This is a genomic window from Pseudomonas sp. MF09156 (assembly GCF_059862305.1).
Window position 1 is genome coordinate 70887 of the sequence record NZ_JCBCUR010000014.1, and the last position, 12409, is coordinate 83295.

A 12409-nucleotide genomic window follows, 5' to 3' on the forward strand; every position below is an offset into this window, starting at 1 on the left:
AGGATGCAGCTTCGCGCTCGGTTCTTGATCTTGGGCGCCTCGTTACCATTACAGGTAAACTCCGCTCCTTTACCTATTCCCCCACGGAGTTCGCCTTGCGTCTGTTTCACACCTCCGACTGGCACCTGGGCCAAAACCTCCACGGCCAGGAACGCGACTTCGAGCACGCTTGTTTCCTCGACTGGCTGCTGGGCCAGATCAAGCTGCACGGCCCCGATGTGCTGCTGATCGCTGGCGATATCTTCGATACGGTCAACCCGCCCCTCAAGGCCCAGGAGCGTCTGTATGACTTCATCATCAACGCTCATGAACAGAACCCCGACCTGACCGTTGTGATGATCGCCGGCAACCACGACTCCGGCTCGCGCATTGAACTGCCGGCGCCATTGATGCGGCGTTTGCGTACCCATGCCCTGGGCCGGGTGCTGTGGCTGGATGACGGGCAACTGGATGTGGAGCGCTTGCTGATTGCCCTGCCGGACAAAACCGGCGCCGTGGCCGGCTGGTGCCTGGCGCTGCCGTTCCTGCGCCCGGCCGAAGTCACCGGTGCGCTGTTGGGCGACGATTACCTCAAGGGCATCGGCCAGGTGCATGAGCGCCTGATCGCCGCAGCCAACGCCAAGCGCCAACCGGGCCAGGCGCTGGTTGCCATCAGCCACGCACATATGGCCGGTGGCTCGGTGTCGGAAGACTCCGAGCGCAGCCTGATCATCGGCAATGCCGAAGCGCTGCCGGCCAGTCTGTTCGATGCCAGTGTCAGCTATGTCGCCCTCGGCCACTTGCACAAGCCCCAGCGGGTCAATGGCGAGGAACGCATCCGTTATTGCGGCTCGCCGATCCCGCTGTCATTTTCCGAAATCGGCTATCAACACCAGATCCTCGACGTGCAACTGGACGGTGCAACCCTGGTCAGCGTCGAACCGCGCCTGATCCCCCGCGCCGTGCATCTGCAACGCCTGGACGCCGCGCCCCTGGCCGAGATCCTCAAGCAACTGGCGCAGTTGCCCGACGTCGATCTGCTGGCCGACACCCAGCGCCAGCCCTGGCTGGAGGTGCGCGTGCGCCTCGACGAACCCCAGCCTGACCTGCGCCAGCAAGTGGAAAACGCCCTGCTGGGCAAGGCCGTGCGCCTGGTGCGCATCGCCGCCGAGTACGCCGGCAGCGGCGCGCGTCAGGACCAAGGCGATGAGCCGTTGATCGAACTCGACCAGCTCACGCCCCAGGAATTGTTCAGCCGCGCCTGGCAGGAAAGCTATGGCAGTGACGTGGACGAACAGACCCTCAAGGATTTCGCCGTGTTGCTCCAGGACGTACAACACGAGGAGCAACAGCCATGAAGATCCTCGCCATCCGCCTGAAAAACCTCGCGTCGCTGGCCGGGCCGTTCGAAATCGACTTTACCGCCGAGCCCCTGGCCAGCGCCGGGTTGTTTGCGATCACCGGGCCCACCGGCGCCGGCAAAAGTACCTTGCTCGATGCCTTGTGCCTGGCGCTGTTTGGCGCCGTGCCACGCCTGGGCGACACCGGCCAGGCAAAAATGCCCGATGCCGATACCGATATCTCCATCGGCGACCCGCGCACCCTGATCCGCCGCGGTACCGGCGGCGGGTATGCCGAAGTGGACTTTGTCGGCGTCAGCGGCCGGCGCTACCGCGCGCGCTGGGAGGCCAATCGCGCCCGCGACAAGGCCAGCGGCAAGCTGCAGAACAGCCGGCAAAGCCTGATCGACCTGGACAGCGAGCAACTGCTGGCCAGCCAGAAGACCGAATACAAGACGCAACTGGAGCTGGCCCTGGGCTTGAACTTTGAACAGTTCACCCGTGCGGTGCTGCTGGCGCAAAGTGAGTTCAGCGCCTTTCTCAAGGCCAACGATAACGAGCGCAGCGAACTGCTGGAAAAGCTCACCGACACCGCGCTCTACACCCAACTGGGCCAGCGCGCGTTCATCAAGGCGCGGGAGGCCAAGGAAGCCCACAAGCTGCTGCAAGACCAGGCCACTGGCGTCACGCCGTTGCCGGCCGAGGCCCGCGCCGAGCTGGATCAACAATTGAGCGCAGCCCAGCAGCAACTCAAGACCCAGCAGGCCCAGCTCAAGCAACTGGAACTGCAACACACCTGGCTCAAGGAGCTGCGCGAGTGGCAGGAGCGCCAACACAGTGCGGCCGAGCAATTGCAACAGGCCGAGCAGGCGTGGCACGCCCAGGGCCCGCAACGCCTGGACTTGAGCCGCCTGGAGCAACTGGCGCCGCAGCGTCATCATTTTACGCGGCACAACGAACTGAACGGCCAATTGGAGCCCCTGGCCGCGCAGATCCGCCAGCACCTTGAGCAACAAACCGCCCTGCACGCACGCCAGGAGCAACTGCAACAGCAGCAAGCCAGCGCACACAGCGCCTTGGCCGCCGCGTTGCAACAGCAGACCGAAGCCGTGCCGTTGCTGCGCCAGGCCTTCGAGGAACAAAGCAGCCTCGCCCGCCTGACCCGCGAGCTGGCCCAAAGCAGTGAACAGCAACAACTGGGGCAAGCCGCCTGCACCGAAGGCCAAGCCGCGCTCGATACGTTGCATACCCAGCAGCAACAGGTTGCCAGCCGCCTGCAACAACTGGCGGCGCAACTGGAACGCAGCGCCACCCTCGCGCCCTTGAGCGACGCCTGGAACGCCTACCGCGACCGTCTGCAACAACTGATGCTGATCGGCAATCGCCTGAACAAGGGCCAGGCCGAACTGCCGCAACTGGAAGAACGCGCCAACCGCGCCAGCGAGCAATGGACCCAGCAACGCACGGCCCTGGAGTTGCTGTATCAGGAAGCCGGGGCCGAGCCCCATGCGGTGGCCGAGCAGATCCAGTTGCTCGATAGCCTGCTCAAGGACAATCGCAAGCAGCAACGGGCCTTCGAGGACCTGACGCGGCTGTGGGACAGCCAGCAGCAATTGGACCAACAGCAACAGGAGCTGGCCCAAAGACAGGCCAGCGCCCAGCAACAGCGCGAGCAACTGAACCAGACCGGCCTGCAAGCCAAGGCCGAGCTGACAGTGGCCGAGCAGACCCTGAGCGTGACCAAGCAGTTACTGGAACGCCAGCGGCTGGCACGCAGCGCCAGTGTCGAGGAGCTGCGTGGGCAATTGCAGGATGAGCAACCCTGCCCGGTGTGCGGCAGCGTCGAGCATCCGTATCACCAGCCCGAAGCCCTGTTGCACAGCCTCACGCGCCATGATGAAAGCGAAGAAGCCAATGCGCAGAAAGCGGTCGACACCCTCAAGGAAACGCTCACCGAACTGCGCGCTGCAGTCGGCGGCTTGATCGCCCAGCAAAAAGAATTCCTGCAACAGCAAGAGCAGTTGGCGACCCAGCTCCAGGGCCTGGCGCCAAGCCTCGAGGCCCACCCGCTGAGCGCCGCGCTGTTCAACCAGGACAGCGGCAAACGCAGCGCCTGGCTGGCGCAGCAGTTGGGCCAGCTCAGCCAGAGCATCACCCAGGACGAACAGCGCCAGGGCGCCCTGCTCAACCTGCAACAAAATGCCGGGCGCCTGCAGCAACAGCTGCAAGCCGCCCAGGATGCCAGCCAGCAAGCCCGCCAGCAGTTGATCGACCAGCAACGGGAACTGGCCAGCGACCGCGAGCGCCTGGACGAAGAGCTCAATGCTTTCGCCAGCCTGCTCCCGGCCGAGACCCTCGAAGGCCTGCGCACGCAGCCGGCGGCGACGTTCATGCTGCTGGACCAGCAGATCAGCCAGCGCCTGGAGCAGCTTGGCTACCAGAAGGATGAACTGGCCGAGCAGCAACAGCGCCAGCAAGCCATCGAAAAAGAACAGGACCGCCAGCAGCATCGCCAGCAACAATTGGCCGTGCAGCACCAGCAGTTGGCCGAGTTGACCCAGCAACAGCAGGCCACCCAGGAAAAACTCAGCGCCCTGCTGGGCACACATGCCAGCGCCGAGCACTGGCAGCAGCAGCTCGAACAGGCCGTGGAACAGGCCCGTCACAGCGAGACCCAGGCCAATCAACAGTTGCAGGACACCCGCAGCGAACTGATCCAACTGGCCGCCGACCTCAAGGCCCGCCAGGAGCGCCAGCAAGCCCTGGACAGCGAACTCCAGGCGTTGCACAGCCGTATCAGCGAGTGGCGCGCCCAGCATCCGCAGCTCGACGACGCAGGCCTGGCACATCTGCTGGCCTTCGACGAGGCTGGGATCAGCGAACTGCGCCAGCAGGTACAGCACAGCGAAAAAGCCATCGAACAGGCCAAGGTCCTGCTGCAAGAACGCGAGCAACGCCTCAAGGACCACCAGGCCCTGCACAACGGCAACCTTGACGCCGAACAGCTGGACAGCGCCCTGGCCGAGCTGAACCAGCAACTGCTTGGCGGCGAAAAACACTGCGCCGAACTGCGCGCGCAACAAGCCGAAGACCAGCGGCGCCAGGACGCCAACCAGAGCCTGGCGCTCACCACCGCCAAGGCCTATGAGGAGTGGCAGCGCTGGGCGCGGCTCGATGCACTGATCGGCTCGGCCACCGGCGACAAGTTCCGCAAGTTCGCCCAGGCCTACAACCTCGACCTGCTGGTACACCACGCCAACGTGCAACTGCGCCAACTGGTGCGCCGCTACCGCCTCAAGCGCGGCGGCAGCATGCTGGGCCTGCTGGTACTGGACACGGAAATGGGCGATGAACTGCGCTCGGTGCATTCGCTGTCCGGCGGCGAGACGTTCCTCGTCTCCCTGGCACTGGCCCTGGGGCTGGCGTCGATGGCCTCCAGCACGCTGAAGATCGAGTCGTTGTTTATCGATGAAGGCTTCGGCAGCCTGGACCCCGAATCCCTGCAATTGGCCATGGACGCCCTCGACGGCTTGCAGGCCCAGGGGCGCAAGGTGGCGGTGATTTCCCACGTACAGGAAATGCACGAACGAATTCCGGTGCAGATCCAGGTCAAGCGCCAGGGCAATGGGTTGAGCACCCTGGAGGTGAAATGAGCGAAGGGGTGTTGTATTCGTTTCGCCGCTGCCCCTACGCCATGCGCGCGCGGATGGCCTTGCGCTATTGCGCGGTGGCGGTGCAGGTGGTCGAAGTCAGCCTCAAGGCCAAGCCGGCGCAGATGTTAGCGCTTTCGCCCAAGGGCACGGTGCCGGTGTTGAGTGTGGGCGGCCAGGTGCTCGACGAGAGCCTGGCGATCATGGGCTGGGCATTGGCGCAGCATGATCCCGAAGATTGGCTGCTCAAGGAGGATCCGGCGGCGCAGGGGCTGATGGCAGCGTTGATTGCAGAGAATGACCAGGCCTTCAAGGAGCATTTGAATCGCTACAAATACGCCGAGCGCTACCCGGAGCAGCCGATGGAACACTATCGGGGCGAGGGCGAGGTGTTTTTGCGCAAGCTTGAAGGATTGCTGACGCAGCGCGACTACCTGCTGGCCGATCACCTGAGCCTGGCGGATGTGGCACTGGCGCCGTTTGTGCGCCAGTTTGCCCATGTGGACCGGGAGTGGTTTGCAACGACGCCTTATGTGCACTTGCAGCAGTGGCTGGAGCGGTTTTTGGCGTCGCCGCTGTTTGTCCAATCCATGGCCAAAAACCCGTAGCCACGGTGCAGCCTTGGCGTGTCAGCCTTGGGTCTTATGATCCAGGGCGGCATAGAAGTTGGCGCTCTGTTGCAGGTATTTCTGGGTGTAGGCGCTGGTGCTGGATTTTTTGCTGCTGATCTCCACGCTGGCGCTGGCTGGCAAGGCCACGGTGGCGGAAACAGCGGAGGCGGCGATGATCGAGAAGAGATTGAAGTTCATGGCGGTAACCCTTGTGTTCAGTTGGCTGGATGGCTTGTGAAGGCCTTGGAGCAAACTTACGCCTGGGTTCCGGCTGGCTGAAATGCTTTGAAACAGTAGCCGTTATCACTGGGATTGATACAAGGAGTCAGGCCCCGCACGGCGGGGCCTGTGGCTTATTGACGCACCAGGAACTTGAGGTCGCTGGGGGCATCAATCGGCAGTTTTTGTACGGTTTTGCCCAGTTGACCGGTCTGGGTGTCACGCGCGATCACCACAATCTGGTTGCTCTTCTGGTTGGCAATCAGCAAGAACTTGCCGCTCGGGTCGAGGCTGAACTCACGGGGATGGTCGCCTTCCACCGTGCGGCGCTGGATCTCTGTGAGCTGCGCGGTGGCAGGATCAATGGCAAACACCACGATCTGGTTGGCAGTGCCACGGTTGCTGACGTAGAGGAACCTGCCATCGCTGGAAGCGTGCAGCGCAGCGCCAGCCTTGTCCGACAGCGGCTGCCCGGCGGCAAAGTCCACCAGTTGGCGCTGGGTCAGCCTGCCGTCCTGGTAGTCGTACACCGCAACCTGCGCGCTCATCTCGGTGGTCAGCCAGGCATGCTTGCCATCGGCGCTGAACAACAGGTGGCGCGGGCCACTGCCCGGCGGTAACTGCACGAAAGCCGGATCAGCCGGGGTCAGCGGCTGTTCGTGGTTGGCCTTGGGGTCGTAGCGGTAGGCAAAGACCTTGTCCGCCCCCAGGTCCTGCACAAACACGTACTTGCCATCGGGTGACGACACCACTGAATGCACGTGGTTGGACGCCTGGCGCTCAGGGTTGACCCGGCTGGCCGGGTGCGCGCTCAGTTGCACCGGCGGCGACAGCTTGCCTGCGGCATCCACCGGCAGGACGGCCAGGCTGCCGCCCGGATCTTCCAACACCGAATAGTTGGCGACAAACAGGTAGCGCCCATCGGCGGCCAGACTGGAATGGGTGGGTTCATTGCCCAGGCTCTGCACCTGGTTGACCAGGGTCAGTTGCTGGTTGGCCGGGTCAATGCGGTAGCTGCTCACGCGCCCCACCGGGTCTTGTTGGCCAGGGCCGTTTTCATTGACCACGAACAGGTGTTGCTGGTCCTGGGACAGGGTCAGCCAGGACGGGTTCTGCGCCTTGGCCGCCAGCACCGGCGCCCCGCTGAACTGGCCGGTACGGCTGTCGAACTGCAGGCGGTAGATACCTTCGCTGGTACCTGCCGTGTAGCTGCCCACCAGCAGTGCAAAGGTCTCGAGCGGCGCGGCCTGGGCCGACATCGCGCCGACACTACCGGCCATCAGCAGGGGCCAGAATTTACGCATCAGCATGTTCGTCGTCCTCGTCTTCGTTGCTGCCAGTGATGGCGCTCAGGCACACCAGGCGGTGCTCGCCCGAGTCACCGCTGAGGGTCCAGCTTTGCAAGGTTTCATCGAACGTCGCGGCCTGCACCTGGGCGATGCTGAACGTCCAGCGTTTCTCGGCCCGACCGTCCATGCTCTTGATCAGTAACTGCCGATCATCGAAGGTGAAATCAAAGGCATGCAGCCCATCGATTACGAGCATGTCGCTGGTTGCAAGTTCAGTGGCCAGGGTAGCAGCAGTCATCAGGATCATTCATCAGTGGAAAAACGTTGATGATAGGCCAAACCGTGGTCGCCGTCGTGTCGCGATAACCGGCTACCACACTGCGGCCCCAGCGGCTTGCCATTCTGCCGGAGAACCCCATCGCGCAGAACGGAACCTCTTATGCCCGACACTTTACCCGCCCCACCCCCTGGCCCATTGCTGTTCACTCACCGCAGCAACACCCCGGCCCTGGCCGTCGCCCGCCAATTCGCCGATCGCCCGACCTTGCGTCAGGTGGTCGAACACCACCTGCAGGAACGCCTGCTGGAACAGTTCCCGGCACTGGCCCTGGACCTGTCCACCGTCAAGCTGGCGACCCCCAACCAAAAACGCGGTTGGGACCTCAGGCGCTTGAGCGATGTGGTCCTCGACCACCTGGGCAATGGCACGCCCCTGAACCTGACCCAGGTCATCGACGAACGCCGCTGCTTTCTCTCCCAGCAGCCACCCTCGCGCCTGACCTATGAAGCCAATGGCCCGCGCGAACCGGACATGGCGGTCATTGAACGGTTGATCGTGGACCTGCCCTTTACCCTGCCGATCGCTTTCCAGCAGGCCCTGACGAACTACTGGAACCTCAGCGCAGACACCCTCGCCAGCCGCTGGCAATGGCTCGGCGACCTGTTGGCCGATAACCTGAAAAGCACCGCAAGCCTGCTGCCGGCAGGCCCAACCCGGGACATGCTGTTTGACCTGACCCGCCAACCTGACCGGCGCGAGCGCCTGGCCGGGCCTGCGGGCATCGTGTACGCCTACTGCCTGGAGGCTTGCGTCGTCAGCCCGGGCAGCGATGCCCGCCTGTTGAGCACCGACCTGCTGTTGGTACAAGGCCCTCGGATCCTGCTGTGCCAGGCCTCGGGCAATGTGGAGCCGTATGCTTCATTGGAGGCGTTCACCCAGGCCTGGGGCCAACGCCTGGCCAGCCGCTTGCAGGTCGACAAAGTCGTGGTCAAGCGCTACGAACCCGATGGCAATCTCTTCGATACCCAGGCCGCCCTGCTGCTCAACCAGCAATTGGACGACCTCCAAGCCATCCAACTGCCGGCCGCCGAGGGCGTACGCGCCCTGGAGCAGCAGTTCGCCGAGGCCACCGACCCGGCACTCGCCTTGCGCGCCGCCCCCGCGCCAGACCCGACGCACCAACCCGCTCTCCAGGCAGCGTTGCCGTCCTGGCTGCAGGCGGCCAGCGCCGAACAGCGCTTTGCCTATCGCCAAGAGCTGCTGGAACAGGCGCGCCTGCAACGCAAAACCGAAGGTGCGTCCTTTCTGGACGGCGTCGAGAACCTGCAGGCCTTTACCACCCGCACCCTGCGCGAGCAGATGCGCCGTGACCACCCCGAGTCCAGCGTGGAACCGGACAACCTGGAACTGACCTTCCATGTCCCGGTCGGTGACATCCACAGCGGCTACCTGGCCCCGGTGCGCATGAGCCTGACGGCACTGGCCATCAACAACCTGGCTGCGGCGCCACAGGGCCGGCTGACCCTTCGGGACACATCGGGGGCGGCCGTCCCGGACTGGCTGACCGAGGACTACATACTCGGGGAAAAAGGCCTGTTCCATAGCACCCCCGGGCTGATCCGCCAGGTGGACGTTGGCCAACACTATTCGCAGAAAATCCGCGAGCTGCTGCTGGGGGACAGCCCCGGGATACGCCGGCGCGAGGTGCTGTTCGGCGACGAACTGGCCGTGCAACTGCCACGCCAGGCCCTGGAACTGGCAATACGCGGGCAACAGGGGTTCACCTTCCTCGGTTATCGCTACGTCAAGGCCGTGCTGCACCGCAGCGCGCCGCAGCGGGAGGTGGATGCCCAGGACATCGTGATCCGCCCGCTGGCCTTCGCCCGCAAACCCGGGGCGCTGCCGGATATCGTCAGCAATATATTTATCATCGAGCCCCGGGATATCGACGCCGGGCCGGCGATTCTCTACCGCCCGCTGTACCAGGACGCGTTGCAGCAATTCAGCCAGCGCGCGGCCCTGTTCGACGCCATCGCCGCGCCCGGGGCCTTGCAAGACAGCGTGCTGGCCTGGATGTCGGACCAGGCCCGGCCGATCTACAGCCACGGCGGTTTCCATAGCCCGCATATCCTGCGTTTCGGCCAGGGCGACGACACCGTGCAGTGGCCCGCGCCGCCCCCGGCACAGTTGGCGCAGGACACCAACGGTGGGCAAATCCCCGGGTCCCTGGCCCAGTCCCTGGCCACCGGCAACCTGACCCAGTACCTGTACGGCAGCAATGCCCGGGCGCTGGTGGACCTGGCCGACCGGGACGCGGTGTCCAATACCGAAAGCCGCTGGGCGGTGCTGCTCGAAGGTGGCTGGCTGCTGTTCAACGCCTTGCTGTTGCCGCTGCTGCGCGGGCCGGCGATGGTTGCAGGCTGGATGGTGCAACTGGCGGTCAGCCTGCGGCACGATATCGCGGCCCTGCAAGGCGAGGATGACGCCGCGAGGGAGCTGGCCTGGGTCGATGTGCTGCTCAATATCGGCCTGATTCTGTTGCATGTAGCCTCCCGCCCCCCTGAATGGCTGGCGCACGACAGCGAGCCGCCCTTGCCGCTGACTCTCGCAGCGCTACGCCGCCCGGCGGGCGCGACCCAGCCGGCCATCCCGATCGAGCTGGGCCCGGTGGGCCTGCCCGCCGAACCACCGGCCGGCGACCAGACCCTGGTGGATTTTGTCCACTCCAACGCGCGCGACAGCAGCCGCCGCCGCCTGCTCGATGCCTTGCGCGAGCTGCATGTACCCTGGCCGGTGCCGGCCCCGTTGCCCCTGGAGATCGGTGATTTCAAAGGGTTGTACCGCATCGATCAACAGTGGCACGCCTCGGTGGCCGGCCTGCTGTTTCGGGTGAATATCGTGCCGGACCTGGGCGAAGTGTCCCTGATCCATCCGCAAAAACCGCAACATCCTGGGTTCGCGCTCACGCGTAATGCCCAAGGCCACTGGGTCCTGGATCTGGGCCTGAAACTGCGCGGTGGTGGGCCGAAGAACCGGTTCAAGGCCAAGCTGGCGCAAATCGCTCAGCAACGCACCCAGGCCTCGGATGAGATCAATCGCATCAGTGACGAGGTCAGCGCCCTGATCAAACGCCTGCAACCCATCGACCGGGTGCTGGAGGCTGCCCGACTGAAGTTCGAGACCGCCCACAATGCCCTGGGCGAGGCCCGCAACCGCTTGCGCAGTGCCCCTGACGACCCGGCGCGGGTGGCCGAACACCGCAACAGCGTGGCACAACGCTCCTGGGCCAGGACCGGGTTCCAGGCCTTTCAGGAGCGCTTTGACCAGGCCGCCGCCCAGTTGCTGCAACAACGACGCCTGCTGATCGAGGCCTACGGGCAGATGAAGGCCGTTGACAGCCACTTCGACTATGAGGGCCAGTGCGTGGAGCAATACCAGTCGATGCTGGCCACCGATGAGATACGCGTCAGCCAACTGGCCTCCCTGTATCTGGCAAGCTTTGTCTCCGAGCACGGCGAATCGCTGATCGAACTGCAAGGCACGGCGCACGATACGGCGGCGGTGCACTATGTCAAAGACCTGCTGGAGACTAATTTTGCGGTTTCCGAGCGTCATGCCCAGGCAATGCTTGCCATCGAGAACACCCTGGAGGAGATGGCCGCGCGCTTGAAGACCGGCCCTGCGCAACGCCTCAAATACCTCAATGGTCATCCCAAGCGCCGCTTCTACAACCGCCTCAACGCCACCCTCGAATCCCTGGATGTGCTGACCGATTTGAGCATTGACCAGACGGTTGCGGCCACCACGCCCCAGGAACAGTACTTCCTGGAGCGCCATGACCACTTGCAATCCTCGTTGTCGTCCCTGGAAGACTCGCACCTGGACCTGCTGACCACCGAGGGGTTCACCTCCACCGAGCGCAAGGAGGTGTTGACCAACCTGATCCAGCACTACAACCGGCGCCTGCAGATTTATCAGAGCCTGCTGGAGCTCGACTCGCCCCTGGCCCACCCACGGTATATGCCGCTATTGATCGAGCGGTTGTACACCGTGCGTGACAGCGCCGAGGCTGATCTGGCTGCGTTGTTGCGTGAAGATGAGTTCCTCCCGCCCCAACCGGGCGCCTTCAAGCCGGTACGGGCACCGTCAAGGACCAAGCGCGTGTTCAAGTCACGGGACAAGGGGGCCCTGGTGGGCGATCTGGAACCGGCCCAACGCGACCTACCCTTCCCCACCATTGTGACCCGCAATCCCATCACCCAGCAGATCAGTGGGCGTTTCATGGAGCAGCCCCAGGAAGGCTGGGTGGAGATCATCGAGGCCAAGCCCACCCCACCCGCCAAGCCCACCCAGGTGCCGGCGCTGGCGACCTTGCGCAGCCAGGCGCAACGGCTGCTGGAGGAAGTGCCGGCTATCGAGCGCTCCATCGAGTTCCAGAAAAAGAAACTCAGCGACCCTTCGCGCCGCGATGAACTCAACCCCCAGGACTGGCGCGACATGCTCGCGCACCAGGCCGAACGCCTGGAAACGGTGGCGGCCGGGCTGGCCCAGCACCACGGGGACAAGCCCGACATGCTCCAGACCGTAGAGCGCCTGCGCCTGCTGGCCGTCGAACTGCGCGCACAAGGCACACAACACTGCATCGAGGGCTACAAGGCGCAACGCCCGCGCCAGGAAAATATCGAATTCCTGCGCGCCCACGCCGCGATCGACATCGGCCTGGTCCACGGCCCGCAACGCACCGCGGCCAAGGACTACGTGTCGGAGTTCGCCGTGCGCGAGAAGAACCGCCTCACGGTGCTGTGGTATGCCCACTTTCACTACCCCCAGGCCGACAGCCTGCCAGGCGCCTACACCACCGCGCACCTCAAGCGCCCCGAACAGCGCTTTGTGACCCTGCGGGACCTGATCGCCCAGGCCGGTGCAGACAGCCAGGCAATCGTGCGAGACCTGTACCACCCGATCACCGCGCCGCTTGACCAACGCCTGTTCCTCAGCCTGGTGCCCGCCTAGAACCCGGCCATGAAGGGCAACGACTGCC

The 12409-nt window shown here is 64.3% G+C and carries 7 protein-coding genes; 4 read left to right on the plus strand and 3 right to left on the minus strand.

What is annotated here, in order from left to right; translation table 11 throughout:
- Positions 1–95: 95 nt before the first annotated feature.
- The 3 genes from AC19YY_RS23815 to AC19YY_RS23825 are packed head-to-tail and all read left to right on the plus strand — an operon-like array spanning position 96 to position 5577.
- The gene (locus AC19YY_RS23815) at positions 96–1337 is read left to right on the plus strand and encodes an exonuclease SbcCD subunit D C-terminal domain-containing protein (RefSeq protein ID WP_169955765.1); all 1242 of its coding nucleotides are present in this window, start codon (positions 96–98) and stop codon (positions 1335–1337) included.
- Positions 1334–4972 (plus strand): AAA family ATPase, encoded by a 3639-nt coding sequence (locus AC19YY_RS23820; RefSeq protein ID WP_500604967.1) that lies wholly within the window; start codon positions 1334–1336, stop codon positions 4970–4972. Before AC19YY_RS23815 ends, AC19YY_RS23820 begins: the two co-directional genes overlap by 4 nt.
- Positions 4969–5577, plus strand: a complete 609-nt coding sequence (locus tag AC19YY_RS23825; protein ID WP_170041057.1) for a glutathione S-transferase — start codon at positions 4969–4971, stop codon at positions 5575–5577. The genes AC19YY_RS23820 and AC19YY_RS23825 overlap by 4 nt, the downstream gene beginning before the upstream one ends.
- Positions 5578–5598: 21 nt before the next feature.
- Here AC19YY_RS23825 and AC19YY_RS23830 read toward each other — a convergent pair whose 3' ends face one another.
- The 3 genes from AC19YY_RS23830 to AC19YY_RS23840 all read right to left on the minus strand — a co-directional run bounded on the left by AC19YY_RS23830 (position 5599) and on the right by AC19YY_RS23840 (position 7386).
- A complete protein-coding gene (locus tag AC19YY_RS23830) occupies positions 5599–5778 on the minus strand; it encodes a hypothetical protein (protein WP_169955768.1) in 180 nt (59 codons plus the stop codon).
- 155 nt (positions 5779–5933) lie between these two features.
- Positions 5934–7109 (minus strand): lactonase family protein, encoded by a 1176-nt coding sequence (locus tag AC19YY_RS23835; RefSeq protein ID WP_170057110.1) that lies wholly within the window; start codon positions 7107–7109, stop codon positions 5934–5936.
- Positions 7096–7386 carry a DUF5629 family protein gene (locus AC19YY_RS23840; RefSeq protein WP_169955770.1) on the minus strand — a complete coding sequence of 97 codons (291 nt, stop codon included), beginning with the start codon at positions 7384–7386 and terminating at the stop codon, positions 7096–7098. Before AC19YY_RS23840 ends, AC19YY_RS23835 begins: the two co-directional genes overlap by 14 nt.
- Before the next feature lie 141 nt (positions 7387–7527).
- Between AC19YY_RS23840 and AC19YY_RS23845 the strand changes: the two genes are divergently transcribed.
- Positions 7528–12381, plus strand: coding sequence for a hypothetical protein (locus AC19YY_RS23845; protein ID WP_500604968.1), 4854 nt, complete (start codon positions 7528–7530; stop codon positions 12379–12381).
- Positions 12382–12409: the final 28 nt, after the last annotated feature.